This is a genomic window from Streptomyces sp. NRRL B-24572 (assembly GCF_002156145.1).
GTDB classification, from domain to species: Bacteria; Actinomycetota; Actinomycetes; order Streptomycetales; family Streptomycetaceae; genus Streptomyces; species Streptomyces vietnamensis.
Map to the genome: position 1 here is coordinate 1 of NZ_MWIG01000508.1, position 16,508 is coordinate 16,508.

The following is a 16,508-nucleotide window of genomic DNA, read 5'->3' on the forward strand; positions in this document are numbered from 1 at the left end:
TCGGCGCGGGCCTGGTCGAGCACCCGGTTGAGTGCTTCGGCGGCGTCGTTGAGTTTGAGGTAGGAAAGGTGGCCTCGCAGCTGCTGGAAGCGGCGTGCTTCGCTCATCTGCATCGGTGACGTACTCACTCCGTGTTCTCCTCCTTCGGTGAGGGAACGGTCCGCAGCCGGTCGGCCACGGCGGCATAGTGGGACAGGTCGATCACGACCCGTTCGGCGGGATCACCAGCGGCGGCTTGCTGGCCGCGCAGCCGCTCGGCTTCCGCCCGCGCGGCCTCGGAAGGAGGTCGACGGACCTTGTTCTTGCAGCGAGCCCGGTCCGAGAAGGAGGCGAGGACCTCGCGTTCGAGGGCGACGACGTGTCCGGCGTCCCGCACGGTCTGGCCGGCTCCGCGCGGTGCCCGGCGGTGGCGGGCAACCACGGCCCGTCCGGCGGTGGCGATGTCGAGGTGGTTCTCACCGAGCCGGTGCAGGACCCTGATCTGGGCGCCGGCGATGCCCGGCGGGACGGAATACAGATTCCCGTCGAAGGAAACGAGGCACTGCGGGCTCACGGTCCACTCGACCTCCAGCTCGGCCGGGAACGGCCGGACCGGGACGTAGAGCAGCATTTCAGCGGCGGTGGCCTTGATCCCATCCACCGACCGGCGGCGTTCGTCCATGCGGACGGCGAGTTTGTCGATGCCGGACTGGGCTTGGACGACGGTCAGCGCGTCGGGAACCGTGCGCCACCAGCGTTGGGCTGCCGAGTGGTTGGCCTTCTCGACGACGCCCTTGCGGTTGCCTCGCCGGGGCGGGCAGATGTCGACTCCGACGCCGTAGTACTTCGCGACCGCGGCGAAAGACGGGGTGACCTGCCCGCTGGAGGGGTAACAGACCGTTGCCATTCGGTCGAAGCGCCACCGCCGCGCGGTCCCGCCCAGCTTGCGGACCACCTGGTCGAGGGCCTGGACCAGGTGCGGGAAGTCCTCGGACTCCGCCAGCACCGCCCGCCACCGTCCCGAATGCGCGAGTGCCCCGACCAGCAGGTGAGCGTGCTCGCCCACTCCCCATGACTCGGGCGCGTCCGGAAGCTCCAGCCAGTCGAACTGGATTTCCTCGCCCGGCGGATGCGCGATCACCGCGACGTTCCGGCCGGTCGCGGCGTGACACGGCTCGCAGTGCGGCCGGACCTGATAACGGCGAAGCGCACGGGTGAAGGTCGAGTAGCCGCCTTCATAGCCCAGCTCCCTGAACTCGTCGAACAGGGTCGAGGCCCACAGATGCGGATCATCGGCGAGCCGCTGCTGGCAGTACTGCAGGAAAGGCACGAAGGCGTCCGGGCTCTGACGCCGCTGGCCAGGCACCTGGTCACCGTTCAGATAGGCGCGGATCGTCTTGCGGTCACGTCCCAGATAACGTGCGATCGCTGAGATCGTCCAGCCCTGACGACGCAGTGCGTGAGCATCCACGTCTTCCTCCCGCGTAAGCATCCAGGCCCCCGACCAGGCCGAACTTGCGCACGCAGGCTCTCCACGACACTCCGATCCCAGTTCGACACGCCGTGCAAGATCACACGATGAGTGGGGAGATCGCCTGAGCAGGTTTGGCCGGTCCAGGAGCCGCGGATCGGAAAGCGCGGTTCCCATCGCACTCCATGCTGACCCCTCCGATATGTTCTTCCGGGCTCGCGCCGGCGGGTCCCACGCGTATTCGAGGGGGAAACATGCCTGGTGAGCGGCTTGACGCGGAGTCGGTCCGGTCCTGGCGGGAACAGACCGACGCGGCGCTGACGAGGCTGATGCAGTCCTTCCTCCCGACGCACGGCTTCCCGCCCGGCCACAACGCAGTGATGCTCGCAACCGACGACAGCCACCAGGCGACGGACGCGCTCGTGGACCTGACGCCGATCCCCTCCGACCTGACCACTCTCTACTGGGTGATCAGCGAGGCTTCCCTGCCCGACGTCGACAACGGGTACTTCATCCACTCACCAACAACGGTGGCGGAGCATTTCCGCGAGTACGGCCCCGCTCCGATCGACGGCGAATCGATCACACTGGTCTTCGCCAGCGACGGCGGGGGCCATCTGTTCGCGATCGGAGACAGCGGACAAGTCTGGAAGTCCGCCACGGCCTCCTGGTTTGACGACTTCGAGGTCGCCGCGTCCAGCTTGCAGCAGTTCCTTGAACAGCTCGGCCGACAGATCGCGAACCAGCCCTGACCATCAGCCGAGGAACGAACCGGCCCCCTGCCCCACGGAGGTCATGTCACTCCAGACTGGGGAATCGCGAGCAGGTCTGGGGTCACCCCTGAGCAGAGGGTGGCCGATTTCAAAGAGCGTCATCAACACCTGGTCCCCACCGCAGAAAGCCACGGAATCATCCCTGCACGGCGCGCGGGGCGGCCGTGGTGAGCCCGATGGCAAGCACACCGCGGACATGGACAGCACACCCGCCGATACCTGCCACACCCGGCACAGCGGCTCTCAATGAGGAAGACCGGCACTCATGAGCCGCCTGTCAGGCGGTGCAACTGCGGGCCGGGGGCTCCAGCTGGTACAGCCTGCCCTCGCGAAGCAGCGCCCAGAGCATCCTGATCTGACGTCGCGCGACGCAGATGACGGCTGCGACGTGTTTCATCCCCTGGGCGCGCTTCCGCTGGTAATACTCGCGGTCCCGTTGATGGTGGAGGCATGCGGCCTGGGCGGTGAGGAAGAGAGCCAGTTGCTTGGGGCGGCTGTATCTGTTGGGCCTGACGCGAATGCCTGTCCTTGTCCCGGAGTCGCGAGAAACGGGAACCATGCCGGTGGCAGATGCGAAATGTCCCTCGGTGGCGTAGGAGAAAAAGTCCCCGGCTGCGACCAGCAGTTCGGCTGCGAGCACGGACCCCATGCCTGGCATGGAGCGGAGGATTGAGGACTGCGGGTGTTGCTCGAGCATCGCCTCCATCTGCTTCTCGATCCGCGCAATCCGCTCGGTGAGATTCAGGGTGCTATTGGCGAGGTCTTCGATGATCTGACCGGCAACGTCCTCGCTGGGCAGAGCCGTCTGCTGGGCTTTCGCCGCAGCAATGGCCGTCTCTGCCACTTGGTGAGGCAGTCAGGCGCTGCGCTTAGCAAGCCATGCCGTCAGGCGACTGTGCCCCATTCTGCGCAGCGCGAGGGTGTCTGGAACCCGGTCAGCAGCACCACGGCGCCCTTGTGGGCCGAGAAATTGAACGCCCGCTCCAGAGCCGGGAACACGTCGGTGAGGGTGTCTCGCATTCGGTTGTATGCGCGGGTGCGGTCACGCACCAGGTCGGTGCGGTGCGAGACCAGCAGAGTGAGGTCGGAAATGGCCTGAGCAGGTACTTCAAGGTCCGAGAGTCGGTTCGCTGCGAAGACGGACGTCCTGGCGATGACGTGAGCATCGTGGGCGTCCGTCTTGTTATCGGTGCCGAGCGCGCGCGACATCTGCTTGACCAGCGTCCCGCTGACATACCGCGGACGCTGGCCATGCGTGATGAGTAATGCGATCAGGAGAGACGATGGGCTGCTGGGAATGTCGATGGCCCAGTTGACCTTGAGGGCCAGGTCGAGGATGTCGGCCAGGCCGGCGAGGATTTCGTCTTCGCCGTTGACAATCTTCTTGGACAGGAGCGTCTTCCCCGACACGTCCACGGCGCAGGCCCAGTGGTGCCCTTTTCCGGTATCGATTCCGACCCAGATTTCGTTCGTTCCCGCCCTGCTGCCCCTCCCCGGCTCATGCTGTTCTCTGGCCGGCAGGACGCTCACTCGCCAAGTCCGTACAGAGCGGCTCAACCGCATCTCTCAATAAGCGAGTACGAGCGACCCGGAGGCCAGCCGGACCAGTCGCTGCGAGCCCCCGAAGGGCAGACCCAAGCTAGCCGCATCTGGCCTCCCGGCCGCCAACCAGAACGATTGGAGAGCTCTGAAGATGCGATCACGTGATCAGGGCCACAGCAAAGCTGAGACAGTTGAGGAGGAGGGCATTTCAGCGGCACGGGAAGAACCCGGGCGGTTGCCCACCTGTCACGTCCATAAGAAAGCGGCTGAACCGCAGCTCTCAATCAGCAGCGAGAGCGAGTGCCCGACCGCTGGTGTCAGCAGTCAGTCGCCCATCGCCGCCCGGGTCGAGCTCACGCTACTGCCCGAGACCGAGGTGAAGGGACCGAAGCGGCTGACTTCACTGGTACGGGCCCAAGCGACCCAAGCGACCGAAGCGACTGGAACACGGACTATCCCTACACGACCGGGGAGCAGACCGCCGGCGTGAACGCACACGCCAGGCACTCGGGACCAACCCCGCACAAGCGGGAAGCACAGGAGGTCGGCCGCGAGCGCGTAGCCCCGGGGGGCCATCCCTGCGGATACGGGGAGCAGCCGTACCCACGGAGTCGGACATTCTCCGGGCGGGGAGCGGCCGACCAGGTGCGGGCCGGCGCTCGACACCGCCGGGCCATCCCCGCAGACGCGGGGAGCAGCTCCCTTGTCGGCAGGTGTGTACGCGGTGGAGTGGATCATCCCCTCAGGAGCGGGGAGCACGCTGGTGCCGTCCGCCAAGAGAGCCTCCAGCTTCGGCTCACCTCTTCCTCAGAGGTTGCAGAGCGCCTCGGCGCGTTCGGCGGCGATGGCGACGAGATCGTGGTCCTGGTCGGCGCAGTCCGGCTCTGACGGCATAGTGGTTGCTGTGCATGCTCATGGGCCTGGGCAATCTGGCTGCCCGTAGTGGGCCAGCACAACCGCCCAGGGTCTCTTGGCCTCCCTCTCCCCCGCCCGGATTCGGTTCACCCGGCGGCGTCACAGTCGGCCTGACCTGCAGCCATCCTGTGCAGGAAGCCGTTGGCAGGTAGTCCCAGAAGTCTTGTATGGTTTCTCGCGAATCATCCAGAGGGGTGGAGGGACCGGCCCTACGAAGCCCCGGCAACTCCCCGGTCGACTCGGCGTTCCATGTTCGCGCCGCGCCGTCGGGATCAGTGCCAACTCCGGCCCGCGCCAACGTGGCGCGGGAAAAGATGAGGAGACACGGTGCTCTTTGTGCTGCCTTTCGCCCCGGTTTTGTCCGCCCCGGGCTTTCCGCGTACCCATCTCGTGATCGCCGCGGCATATCGGCCGACCGCTTCGGCCCTTTCCTGCTGATCGTCCCTGCCCTTTTTCTGGCAAGGCCGCCGCGATCCTCGACTCGCGGACCGAGACCGGAGTACCCCCCTTAATGGACATTTCGGATATTTCTAGTGGTGTTGGCGTCCTCGACAAGGCCGCGGTGATCCTTGGTGCGCTGGCGTCGGGCCCGGCCACTCTGGCCGGGCTGGTCGCCTCCACCGGCTTGGCACGGCCCACTGCGCACCGACTCGCCCTCGCACTCGAACGCCACCGTCTGGTCACCAGGGACCTGCAGGGCCGCTTCGTTCTCGGCCCTCGACTCGGCGAGCTCTCGGCCGCAGCGGGCGAGGACTGCCTGCTGGCCGCCGCCGGCCCGGTCCTCACCTCTCTCCGGAACGTCACCGGCGAGAGCGCGCAGCTCTACCGGCGCCAGGGCGAGATGCGCGTTTGTGTCGCCGCCGCCGAACGTACCTCCGGCCTGCGCGACATCGTGCCAGTGGGGTCCACGCTCCCCATGAAGGTCGGCTCCGCCGCCCAGGTGCTGCTGGCCTGGGAGGAACCCGAGCGCTTCTACGAAGGTCTGCAGGGTGCTCGCTTCACGACCACCGCCCTCAGCGGCGTACGGCGCCGGGGCTGGGCCCAGTCGATCGGAGAGCGCGAACCCGGCATGGCCTCCGTCTCGGCGCCGGTCCGCGACTCGTCCCACCGTGTCGTCGCCGCCGTCACGGTCACCGGCCCGATCCAACGCCTCACCCGACACCCCGGCGCCCGGCTCGCGAAGGCCGCTGTCGACGCGGCCGACCGCCTCACCGAAGCCGTCTCCCACCCCTGACCCCGGCAGCACCACGTGGGGTCCTGGCTCTCCCCCGGCCGGCGTGTTCAGACTTCCTCGACCGGGAATTCCTCGATGCCGCTCCCTGCACCATGCATGCCGCACCGAGGAACACCGCATCATTGAGCTGTTTTCATCCTGAACAGCCGTAGGTCATCAGCGTGTGGACGGCCTGGACGATGGTGTTGATGCGGCGGGTGGAGCATCTAGCTCTCCGGAGCAGTCGCCAGGGCTTCAGCTGCGCGAAGGCGCGTTCACCCGGAGCACTCAGCCGGGCGTGAGCGTGGTCGAACTTCTGCTAATGCGGGGGCTGTTCGCAGTGGCGGTAGTACGGGGCCCGGAAGGTGGCGCCAGCACCTTGGCAGGCCCGGTCCGCGAGAACGAGGACCTGCCGGGTCAGGCAGGCCTGGACGACGGCTGTGGGCGCGGGCCGCGGTCAGGTCGTGGGTGCGGCCTGATGTCGCGCGGGAAACCACAGCGGTGTGCCGTCGGGACGGGGCGACGACCTGCACGTTCATGCCGTGCTTGCGGTGCTTGCGGTGCTTTTGCGGGGAGTACGGTTCGTCCGCGGCGATGCGGTCGGTGGGGATCAGGGCGGCCTTCCACGATGACGAAGTCGTCCTCGCCCAGCCCGGTCAGGGCCTCGTGCAGGCCCGGCGCCCACGCCGCAAGGACGTCCAGGATCTCGTCGACGTACCGCCAGGCAGTGGCTGTCGAAGTGGCTGCCGAGACGCCGAAGCCGGCCTCCAGGGCGGGCAGCGGCTCATTCTTGCGCAGGTGCACCGGCGCGAGCTGCGCCTGGTCGAAGCAGCCGAGCTTGCGCCAACGTGTGTTGCGGGCCCGGCGATGCTCGTACAGCAACCAGGCGACATGCTCAACGAGCTCATGCAGGACGTCGAGCATGGCAGGATACGGAACCAACAGGGCAGTGATGATGGTGCCGTGGTTCACCGCCGGGTCTGACTCTCGACAGGGCTGATAACCAACGGGGTTGCCGTGTAAGGGATCTGTCGGCTCGTTGCGGTGGTCCACGATGCATGCCGGCCGGACAAGCGTTTCGTGATCTGATAAGAGCTTGGGCTGACGAGCTCGTGCACGGTAAGCGGTGGGGCGTCGAGTTCTGGATCGTCGATCACGGCTGCGTGGCGGGGAACGTGACGCGCGCAGCGATCATCAGCGACCGGAGGATCACAGGGCCTGCCTGCTGCCGTGATCGCTGAACTTATGACCGTATTAGGGCCGTTGTGGCATGAACGGCGCCAGGACCGGCTTGCCTCTCGGCCGCGGAAGCGTGCTGTGGGAGCCGGCGCGAAGCACCGGCTGGTGTTCGTCAACCGGCTCCTGGCCACTCTCGTGCATCTTCGCCATGGGGTTACTCATGACGTGCCGGCCTGCTGGTTCGGCGTGGACCGCTCCACCACCACCCGGGCCATCGGCGAGGTGCGGCCCCTGCTCGCGGAACGCGGATGCACCATCAGCCCCGACGTGCGACTCCGGACCCTCGCCGACGTTGTGGACCATCTCGGCGCGACCGGGAAGAGCGGCATCATCGACGGCACCGAGATCCGGGGCCGCCGCCCGGCCGCCGGACCGGGATCGTTTTGTCTCCGGCAAGAACAAGCAGAACGCCGTCAAATCCATGGTGGTCACGGACGGCGAAAGCCGCGTCCTGTGGTGCAGCCCGGCCGGTCCGGCAAGCTGCGCGGACATCACCCACGCCCGTCGATGAGGACTGATCGAACTCCTGACCGACGGTCCAGCAGTCGAGACCCTCGCCGACGCCGGCTATCAAAGACTCGGAGCACAGACCGGCGGACGCGTCGTGACGCCACCCCATCACAAGTTCAAGAAGAATGCCCCGGACCGGTACGAGGAGATGTACGAGCGGCAGCGCAAGGCACACTCTTCGCACCGTATCCGGGTCGAGCACGGCATCGCACACCTGAAAGAACCGGCGGGCCCTGGCCCGGCGCGTCGGCCGCCGCGAACACATGAGCGACACCGTCCAGGCCATCGCCGGCCTGCTCTCCCATCAGCAGACGCAGACCTGACGCCTGCACGGCAGATGTGAACACCAGGCTCGCTGGGAGCCCCGGCCTCCCACCGCTCACCGTGCACAAGCTCATCAGGGCCGGACGCTTGGCTCGCGGGAGGCGGGGGAGGCAGTCGTCACATAGCGTCGACGCAGGCGCATACGGATGGACACGCCGACGGACACGAGTCCGCACCCGCGTGCGGACAGGCCGGCGGGCGTGTCGAGCAGCGACCCGGTCGGTCGGGCCCTCCCACGTACCGCCACCCGGCGGACGTTCGGGCGCGCGTCGGCAAAGGCCCCGAGGTGAGAAGGAAGACCGGTGGACCAGACCCTGCCGGAGCGCGCGTCCACGGTGGCGCTGCGCGTCAACGGAACGGACCGCTCGCTCCTCCTGGACCACCGCACGACCCTGCTGGACGCGCTGCGCGACCACCTCGGCCTCACCGGCACCAAGAAGGGCTGCGACCACGGGCAGTGCGGTGCCTGCACCGTCCTCCTCGACGGCCGGCGCGTGAACAGCTGTCTGCTGTTCGCCGTCGCGTGCGCGGGCCGTTCCGTCACCACCGTCGAGGGCCTGGCGGACGGCGAGCACCTCCATCGGGTCCAGGAGGCGTTCGTCGCCCAGGACGCCCTGCAGTGCGGCTACTGCACACCGGGCCAGATCTGCTCGGCCGTGGCCCTGCTGGACGAGGCGGCGCGCGGCGAACCGTCGCACGTGACACCGCCGGAACGCCTGCCGGGTGAGCCCGTCGCCCTCACGCCGGACGAGATCCGGGAGCGCATGAGCGGGAACATCCGCCGCTGCGGCGCCTACCCGAACATCGTGGCCGCGATCGAGGAGGCCGCACGGTGAAGCCCTTCGCATACGTACGCCCCGAACGCACCGAAGAGGCCATCGCGCACCTCGCGGCCCACCCCGACGTCCGCTTCCTGGCGGGCGGCACCAACCTCGTGGACCTGATGAAGCTGGGCGTCACCGGCCCGCCGCTGCTCGTCGACCTCGGCGCCCTGCCCCTCGACGGCGTCGCGAAGCCCCCCGACGGCGGCCTGCTGATCGGGGCGACCACGCGCAACAGCGACGTCGCCGCCCACCCCTCCGTGCGCGCCCGCTACCCCGCGCTGTCCCAGGCCCTGCTGGCCGGCGCCTCGCCCCAGCTCCGCAACGCGGCCACCACCGGAGGCAACCTCCTCCAGCGCACCCGCTGCCCCTACTTCCAGAACACGTCCACGCCGTGCAACAAGCGCCTGCCCGGTTCCGGCTGCCCCGCCCGGGAGGGCGTCCACCGGGACCTCGCGGTCCTCGGCCACTTTGCCCACTGTGTCGCCACACACCCCTCGGACATGGCCGTCGCCCTCACCGCCCTCGACGCAGAGGTCCGGCTGCACGGGGCGAACGGCCAGCGGACGGTGCCCGTCGCCGCGTTCCACCGACTGCCCGGCGACCGCCCTGACCTGGACACCGTCGTCACGCCCGGCGAACTCATCACGGGCGTGACGCCCCCCGCCACCGACAGGCGCGAGGCACTCGCCTCCACCTGACGTGTGAGGGCCTCGGCCACATCGGCCGACGACCAGGCATACAGCACGCGCATCCCGTCGGGGATCTCGACCGCCTGACGGTGCAGTGCGAACCGGACCTCGGCAAGGCGCAAGCCGGGCCCACTCGCGTCCAGTGCGAGCCTTTCGTCCACGTCTTTCACAGCGCGCCGCCACAGCAGCTGAAGGGCTTGGGACCGTCCCCAGGCGCACGATCCCTGGCGGTTCTTCCCCACCGTGGAGGCGGCCGTCGCCACCTGCCGCCGGAGCACGGGGCGGAGTGGGCGCCCGGGGCCGGCGAGGAGCGGTGAGACGGCTTCCGTACTGGGTGGTGTGTCGGATACCGCCTCGCATCGTGGACCGGCGCGACCGGTGTCGGCCACCGGGCACGGGCTATCGCCGCGGTACGGGGACGAGGCGCAGGAGTGCGTGGAGGACGGCGTCGATGGTGTCCTGCGCGGGCTCGTGGCTGACATGGGTCAGCAGGCGTGCCAGGGCCCGCAGGAGATGCGGCGACGCCATCACCCGGGGGTGGAGGATCGGCCGGTAGCCGAACCGGGAGAAGAGCAGATCGCCCGCGAGGTTCCCCAGCCGGTAGTAGCGCGCCCATCGGCGCTGGATCTCGGCCGGGTACTGATGCAGCGCGTGTTCCCGGCGCGGCCCGGCCGGCCGGGCCAGCGCCAGGGCGATGGTCTCCGCCGCCACCTCGGCGGCCTCCATCGCCTGGGCGATGCCCTCACCGCTCCACGGGCTGACCATGCCGGCGCTGTCACCCACGAGCAGCAGGCCCCGGCGGTACTGCGGTCGCCGGTTCAGCCCCATCGGCAGCGGCGCGCTACGCAAGGGGGAATCGGCGTTCCCTTCGTGCAGGCCCCACTCCTCGGGCAGGCGGGGCAGCCAGTGTTCCAGCGCCGCCCGCAGGTCCACGGGCCGGCGCCGCCGCCGCTGTGGCAGGGCTCCCAGACCCACGTTGACACGACCGTCCCCCATGGGGAACACCCATCCGTATCCGGGCAGGTCGAGTCCGGTGCGGGGACAGCGCAGGTCGGCCCACAGCTCCAGGTAGGGGTCGTGGGTGCGGGCCTCGCTGCGGTAGTACCGGCGGGCGGCCGCCGCGACGGGTCGCTTCACATCACGTTCGAAGCCGAGGCCGAGAGCCGTACGCGCCGAGGCGCCGTCGGCCGCGACCACCAACGGGGCCCGGTAGCACACCCGCTCCGCGTCCGGCCCGCGGGAGGCCGTCACGCCGATGACGTACCCTGCCCGGTCGGTCAGGGTGCCCGTCACCTTCACACGGGTGCGCAGGCGCGCTCCGGTGGCGCTCGCGCGGGCGGCGAGCAGGTCGTCGAAGTCGTGCCGGCTGCGGGTGAGCCCGAAGTCGGGAAGGGCGCCCAGGCGGGGCCAGTCCAGCTCCGCCTGGTGTCCGTCGCAGACCCAGCGCATTCCTTTGTTGCGCATCCAGCCCGGCGCGTCGATGTCGATGCCCAGCCGCACCAACTGGTGCACGCCACGCGGGGTCAGCCCGTCACCGCACACCTTCTCCCGGGGGAAACCGCTCTTCTCCAGGAGCAGCACGTCCACACCGGCTCGCGCCAGGTGTACCGCGGCAGCGGAACCAGCCGGTCCCGCCCCCACCACGATGACCTGCGCCTCCTCGTCACCGGCGCCTTCAGATCCCCCACGGCCGCCGTTGCGACCGCCGCCGATCCCGTCACTTTTGGTGATCACCCCCCTACTATGCCCGCCGTCGGGCACCAGCAGTCCGTCCGGCGCGGCGGAGGCGGCCGCCTGTCCGGGAAGGGCTTCGGAAGGGCTTCGCGCGAGGGGTCTCGCCGGTGGCGGTGTACATCGGGTGACCCCCGACAGCCTCTGGCGAAACGTCCGGAGCATGAGGAACGGACAGGAATCCGCGGAGGCCACGGTCCCTGGACGGAGGCCAAAGCCTGTCCGGCGGAGCAGGACCGGGCAGACCCCATGCCGTGTCTTCTGGTTCAGGCCCGGCTCGCCCTCAGGCTCACGGGCCGAAGACGCAGGCCGGCATCCCGGGCGAGTAGCCGTCCTCGGCAACGCTCGGGGTGCCGGTCCACCAGTCGTCGACGTAGCTGCCGTCGCTGAGCCTGTCCCAGGTGGTGAACGGCCTGCCGTACTGGATGTGGCCCCGCCCCAACCGCCGTTGCTCACCTGGCAGACCACGTACACCATCGCCCCGTAGTTCACGGATCCGGTGACGCGGGCACGATAGACCTCCCATTCACGCTTGAACACCCCGTCAGCGACGTTCACCCGGAACCAGCCTTCGCCGTCCGCCGTGTCCCCGGCCGCCCAGGGCGACCGGAGCTCCGGACCAAGCCAGGGCGGCTTGTCCACGAGAACGGGCTCTGGCACAACTTCTGTGGACCCGTGGCAGCAGTTTCCGGTGTCCCAGATAAAAATTCGTCCGCAAAGAACGGCATCCCTACCCTGAGTCGGAGCGGGAGTGCGCGCATTCCCGTAGGTTGCGGTGCCGTGGCAGAGCGGCCCATTGCGATCGACGTGGGCGAGGTCCCTCCCACGGCGACTGACGGAGACGGGGCGGACCTGCCCCCATCTGTCCGCGGGTTCAAATCCCGTCGGCACCGCAGCCGACCCGGACTTACGAGCGTGTCTCTTCGATGGGTTGGTCAGTTGACCGGATACGCCTGCCCGGCTGATGATCACCGATGCGATGTGGGACCGGATCGAACTGCTGATGCCGGCTGATCCGGTCCGTGGACGGCGGTGGGCCGACCACCGCCGGACCCTGGAGGCCATCGCGTGGCAGTACCGCACCTGCTCCCCCTGACGCGACCTGCCAGAGAAGCCGGACCCCTTCCAGACCACGCACAAACGGCTGATCAAGTGGGCCGCGGACGGCACCTGGGCACGAGTCCTGGCGGCGTTACTTGCAGTGCCGGATGCCGATGCCGATGACGAGGCGAGCTGGACGGTTTCGGTAGACTCCACCGTCTGCCGGGCTCACCAGCATTCCGCCCAAGCCAGAAAAAAGGTGCCTCTATTGTTTTGGTCAAGCCGTAGCCGGTGTGGGCGGCTGGTAGAAGGTCCCGTCTCGGAGCATGGCGAAGAGGACGTCGACGCGCCGTCGGGCCAGTGCGACGAGGGCCGCGATGTGATGCTTTCCCTCGCGGCGTTTGCGGTCGTAGTAGGCGCGTGACTCAGGCTGGGACAGTGAGGCGAATGCGGCGAGGTAGAAGGCGCGTTTGAGCTGTTTGTTGCCGCGCCTGGAGGGGTGTTCGCCGCGGATGGACGAGCCGGAGCTGCGGGTCACGGGTGCCAGGCCTGCGTAGGCGGCGAGGTGTCCGGCGCTGGCGAAGCCGCTGACGTCACCGACGTCGACGAGGATGCGGGCGGCGGTCCTGATCCCGATGCCGGGCATCGAGATCAGGACCTGGGAAAGAGGGTGGGCCTCCAGGAGTTCCTCGATCCGGGTGGCGAGGAGTTTCCGCTGGTCCAGGACGGACTGGAGGGAGCCGGCGAGGCTGGGGACGATCAGCGCGGCGGCGTCCGTGCCCGGGACGACGACGGTCTGTTCGTCGAGTGCGGTGAAGATGTCCTCGACCAGCCGCTCGGCCATCCGCGGCGCCTTGGGACGTATCAGGGTCACGAGACGTCGTCTTCCGGCTTTGCGGATCTGGGCCGGGGAGCCGAACTGGTCCAGCAGTTTGAGCACGGCCGGGTGCTGGATGCGCGGGCCCAGGACACGTTCGAGCGAGGGGTGGATCTGGGTGAGCAGGCCGCGGAGCCGGTTGGTGATCCGGGTGGACTCGCCCGCGAGGTCGTCGTCGAACCCGGCGATCATCGAGAGCTCGGCGATCGTCTCATCGGTGGGATCGATGGTCCGCAGGGTGTGGGGCATCGCTCTGGCGGCGTCCGCGATGACGAACGCGTCACGGGCATCGGTTTTCGCCTCGCCGGGGTAGAGATCGGCGATCCGCCGCATCGTCAGTCCCGGCAGATAGGCGACCTGGCAGCCCGCGTCCCGGGCGACCGCCAGCGGCAGGGCCCCGATGGAAGCCGGCTGGTCGACGACCACCAGGACCGTTCCGTGCTTGGCCTGGAGCTTGTCGAACAGCTCGCGCAGTTTCGGTTCGCTGTTGGGCAGCGGTTTGTCGAACACCTTCTTCCCCGCCCGGTTCACGGTAGTGGCATGGTGTTCGCCTTTGCCGACGTCCAGGCCCAAGTAGACGTCGACGGCAGTCTCGTCCGTCATGCCGGTCCCTCCCGTGCTTGCGCTCTCCCCGGCCTCACCTGCGGCATCAGCGTGCCGGCATCCACGTTACGAAGAGACTGCCCAGGGGGCGCTCGTGCCTCTAATCAGCGGTCTGCCAATGCCTCCGGCACCGGCGACACCACCTTTTCGATCATCTCGACTGGGGGCTCAAGTCATACCGGGGCCGAAGGCCGGGAGCCTCATTGCGAGGCCACGAAGACGGTAACGGGGGCGCCCGGCCGATCCGAGCCCAAGAACCACGCCCTCGGCCGCTCCCGTGACGGCTTGAACACGAAGGTCCACCTCGCCACCGACAGCCGGACAGGACCTCTGCCCCTCCATGTCACCGCGGGCCAGACCGGTGACACACCGGCCTTCGAGACGGCCATGGCCAAAACCCGGGTTCTACACAGCGGGGCCGGCAGACCAAGAACCCGACCTGCAGATGCTCTTGCCGATCACGCCCACTCCCCCGCGCGACCCGTGGGCACCTCCGTCGCCGAGGTATCCGAGCCGTCATTCCCAGCCCGCGGGCCAGGTCGGCCACCGCTTACGCCGAGGCCGCGCCGGAGGCCGCCCGCCTGGCTTCGACGCCGAGACATACAAGAAACGCAATACCGTCGAACGATGCATCGCCCGGCTCAAGCAGTGGCGCGGCCTGGCCATGCGCACCGACAAGCTTGCCATCGCGTATCAGGCTGCCCTCCACCTGGCTTCCATCCTTATCTGGGCTCGTCACTGAGCAGGCATCACGACGCACCACCGAGCGGAGAAAAGGGTTTGATGCAGGTTCGGGTGACAGGTTGAGTCACGCGGCCTGGAGGGCCGGTGTGGTCATGACGGTCTCGAATTCGACGGGGGTCAGTCGACCGAGTGCGGCTTGCCGGCGACGGCGGTGGTAGGTCCGCTCGATCCAGGTCACGATGGCGATCCGCAATTCCTCGCGGGTGGCCCACTTCCTGCGGTCGAGGACGTTCTTCTGCAGCAGACTGAAGAAGGACTCCATGGCCGCGTTGTCGCCGGCCGCCCCGACCCTCCCTATCGACCCGGCCATCCGGTGACGGTCGAACGCCCGGACGAACTTCCGGGACCGGAATTGCGAGCCGCGATCGGTGTGCAGGATGCATCCGTCGACGTTTTCACGCCGGGCCACGGCGTTCTCCAGAGCGGTCACGGCCAGGCGGGACTTCATCCGCGTGTCGATGGAGTAGCCCACGATCCTGTTGCTGAAGACATCCTTGATCGCGCAGAGATACAGCTTGCCGTCGCCGGTGGCGTGTTCGGTGATGTCGGCGAGCCAGAGCCGGTCCGGGCCGGCCGCGGTGAAGTCACGACGGACGAGATCGTCGTGCACCGGCGGGCCGGCCTTCTTGCCCCGGCCGCGCTTCTTGCCGAACACGCTCCACCAGCGGTTGTCCCGGCAGATCCGCCACGCGGTCCGGTCCGCCATCGCGGCCCCGGTGCTGCGGGCCTCATCGGCCAGGAAGCGGTAGCCGAACTCCGGGTCCTCACGGTGGGCACCGAACAACGCGTTCGCGCGATACGCCTCCTCGAGAACGGCGTCGGCCACCGGTTTGTCGAGCCAGCGGTAGTACGGCTGTCTGGCGAGCTTGAGCACCCGGCACGTCACCGTGACGGGCACCCCGTCCCCGGCGAGCTCCTTCACGAGCGGGTAGATCCTTTTCCCGGCAGATGCGCCTGCGACAGATAGGCCGCGGCTCGGCGCAGGACCTCGTTCTCCTGCTCCAGCAGCTTGATCCGCCGATGTGCCTCCCGCAGCTCCGCGCTCTCCTGGCTGGAGGTTCCGGGCTTGGAGCCGTCGTCGATGTCCGCTCGGCGCATCCACTTCCACAACGTCATCGGGTGGACTCCGAAGTCGGTGGCCACCTGCTCGACCGTCACACCTGGGCCGCGGTTCCTCGCGACCCGCACGACGTCCTGGCGGAACTCTTCCGGATAGGGCTTGGGCACAGCGACATCCTTCCCTCCTGCCTCACAGGGCAAGCCAGTTCAGGTGTCACCCGATCGTGCGGCAGACCCAAACCTGGTGGTCCCTACCCGAAGAGACCCATAGCATCCGCCTATGACCGAGAACATCAGGATTGCAGATGACGAGCATGGCACAGAGACTGAAAGGCAACTCGTCTGGAGAGCCGAGTCTGTCGGCTTCGCAGCACTCGACATAAACGACGCCGAGCTCATGCACGGCTGGAGATCTGATCCCGTGGCCGCCCATCAGATCGGCATCTGGCCACGCCCACTCACCGCCGTGCGTGAGCGTATCGAACGCGACATCGAAGACGATGACCGTGACGACTTCCTCATCCTCTCCCCCGACAGCATCCCTGTCGGCTACGTCGCACTGACCAGCCAGAACATCGTCAATGGCACAGCTCAGGTCGAGCTGATGCTCGCTGCTCGGCATCGCGGGCACGGCTACGGCACCGCTGCCCTGGACGCCATGGTTGACCTAGCCTTCGGCGAACTTCCGATGTATCGGCTCACGGCGGAAACGCACACCGACAACGCCCCCGCGCTCACCGTCCTTGCCAAGTCAGGTTTCACCCAAGAAGGAATCAGCCGCGCCGCCTGCCTCCACCGCGGCCGCCGCCACGACCTCGCCGTCTTCTCGCTGCTCCGCCCCGAATGGGAAGAGCTGGCCCGTCCTCGCGCCTGGGAAGCCTGACCGGCGAAGCACTTGGCCAACACTCACTCCGGCCAGACGCCATACTCCTCAGAGCATCAAAAAGACAGGCGCTAAGAGGTCCTAACAAAGG

General features: G+C 68.2%; 10 protein-coding genes, 1 tRNA gene, 6 pseudogenes and 1 riboswitch. Of the genes and pseudogenes, 9 read left to right on the forward strand and 8 right to left on the reverse strand.

Annotated elements, in window-relative coordinates; translation table 11 throughout:
* Positions 1-124: 124 nt before the first annotated feature.
* Positions 125-1,627, reverse strand: a complete 1,503-nt coding sequence (locus CCN56_RS28090; RefSeq protein WP_256962192.1) for an IS21 family transposase — start codon at positions 1,625-1,627, stop codon at positions 125-127.
* 77 nt (positions 1,628-1,704) lie between these two features.
* Here CCN56_RS28090 and CCN56_RS28095 point away from each other — a divergent pair, with 77 nt between their 5' ends.
* Positions 1,705-2,202, forward strand: coding sequence for an SMI1/KNR4 family protein (locus CCN56_RS28095; protein WP_086830773.1), 498 nt, complete (start codon positions 1,705-1,707; stop codon positions 2,200-2,202).
* A gap of 298 nt (positions 2,203-2,500) precedes the next feature.
* On the opposite strand, the pseudogene CCN56_RS45640 reads toward CCN56_RS28095, so the two are convergent.
* Positions 2,501-3,687: pseudogene (locus CCN56_RS45640) on the reverse strand (IS110 family transposase).
* A gap of 1,172 nt (positions 3,688-4,859) precedes the next feature.
* A riboswitch (SAM riboswitch) is annotated at positions 4,860-5,001 on the forward strand.
* Between the two features lie 190 nt (positions 5,002-5,191).
* Here CCN56_RS45640 and CCN56_RS28105 point away from each other — a divergent pair.
* On the forward strand, positions 5,192-5,914 hold the full coding sequence (locus CCN56_RS28105; protein ID WP_086830775.1) for an IclR family transcriptional regulator: 723 nt from the start codon (positions 5,192-5,194) through the stop codon (positions 5,912-5,914).
* A gap of 133 nt (positions 5,915-6,047) precedes the next feature.
* Here the strand turns inward: CCN56_RS28105 and CCN56_RS28110 are convergent.
* Positions 6,048-6,817 (reverse strand): annotated as a pseudogene (locus CCN56_RS28110) (transposase family protein).
* A 321-nt stretch (positions 6,818-7,138) separates the two neighbouring features.
* Between CCN56_RS28110 and CCN56_RS28115 the strand changes: the two are divergent.
* The 3 genes and pseudogenes from CCN56_RS28115 to CCN56_RS28125 form a co-directional block, all read left to right on the forward strand.
* Positions 7,139-7,909, forward strand: a complete 771-nt coding sequence (locus CCN56_RS28115) for a transposase family protein (protein ID WP_256962195.1) — start codon at positions 7,139-7,141, stop codon at positions 7,907-7,909.
* A gap of 359 nt (positions 7,910-8,268) precedes the next feature.
* Positions 8,269-8,802: a 2Fe-2S iron-sulfur cluster-binding protein gene (locus CCN56_RS28120; RefSeq protein ID WP_086830777.1), complete on the forward strand. Its 534-nt coding sequence runs from the start codon at positions 8,269-8,271 to the stop codon at positions 8,800-8,802.
* Positions 8,799-9,461: pseudogene (locus CCN56_RS28125) on the forward strand (xanthine dehydrogenase family protein subunit M); the annotation flags it as partial. The gene CCN56_RS28120 and the pseudogene CCN56_RS28125, both read left to right, overlap by 4 nt.
* Positions 9,462-9,529: 68 nt before the next feature.
* On the opposite strand, the pseudogene CCN56_RS45945 reads toward CCN56_RS28125, so the two are convergent.
* The 3 genes and pseudogenes from CCN56_RS45945 to CCN56_RS43460 all read right to left on the reverse strand — a co-directional run.
* Positions 9,530-9,961: pseudogene (locus tag CCN56_RS45945) on the reverse strand (hypothetical protein); the annotation flags it as partial.
* A complete protein-coding gene (locus tag CCN56_RS28130; RefSeq protein ID WP_256962196.1) occupies positions 9,879-11,192 on the reverse strand; it encodes a geranylgeranyl reductase family protein in 1,314 nt (437 codons plus the stop codon). The pseudogene CCN56_RS45945 and the gene CCN56_RS28130, both read right to left, overlap by 83 nt.
* 307 nt (positions 11,193-11,499) lie before the next feature.
* Entirely contained in the window at positions 11,500-11,652 is a 153-nt protein-coding gene (locus tag CCN56_RS43460) for a hypothetical protein (RefSeq protein WP_179200009.1), read from the reverse strand.
* Positions 11,653-11,984: 332 nt separating this feature from the next.
* Between CCN56_RS43460 and CCN56_RS43465 the strand changes: the two genes are divergently transcribed.
* Both CCN56_RS43465 and CCN56_RS42130 read left to right on the forward strand, forming a co-directional pair.
* Positions 11,985-12,103 (forward strand) — tRNA-Gly (locus CCN56_RS43465).
* Positions 12,104-12,174: 71 nt separating this feature from the next.
* Positions 12,175-12,510 (forward strand): annotated as a pseudogene (locus CCN56_RS42130) (transposase); the annotation flags it as partial.
* An 18-nt stretch (positions 12,511-12,528) separates the two neighbouring features.
* Here the strand turns inward: CCN56_RS42130 and CCN56_RS28140 are convergent.
* Positions 12,529-13,731, reverse strand: a complete 1,203-nt coding sequence (locus CCN56_RS28140; RefSeq protein WP_086830785.1) for an IS110 family transposase — start codon at positions 13,729-13,731, stop codon at positions 12,529-12,531.
* A 246-nt stretch (positions 13,732-13,977) separates the two neighbouring features.
* Here CCN56_RS28140 and CCN56_RS28145 point away from each other — a divergent pair.
* Positions 13,978-14,473, forward strand: a pseudogene (locus CCN56_RS28145) (IS5 family transposase); the annotation flags it as partial.
* Positions 14,474-14,539: 66 nt separating this feature from the next.
* Here CCN56_RS28145 and CCN56_RS28150 read toward each other — a convergent pair.
* Positions 14,540-15,702 (reverse strand): IS3 family transposase gene (locus CCN56_RS28150; protein ID WP_107484236.1). Its coding sequence is split into 2 segments (ribosomal slippage): positions 14,540-15,415 and positions 15,418-15,702, totalling 1,161 coding nucleotides; the frame shifts between segments, so codons are not numbered across the junction.
* A 112-nt stretch (positions 15,703-15,814) separates the two neighbouring features.
* On the opposite strand from CCN56_RS28150, the gene CCN56_RS28155 reads away from it, so the two are divergent.
* Positions 15,815-16,417, forward strand: a complete 603-nt coding sequence (locus tag CCN56_RS28155; protein ID WP_086830789.1) for a GNAT family N-acetyltransferase — start codon at positions 15,815-15,817, stop codon at positions 16,415-16,417.
* Positions 16,418-16,508 lie beyond the last annotated feature (91 nt).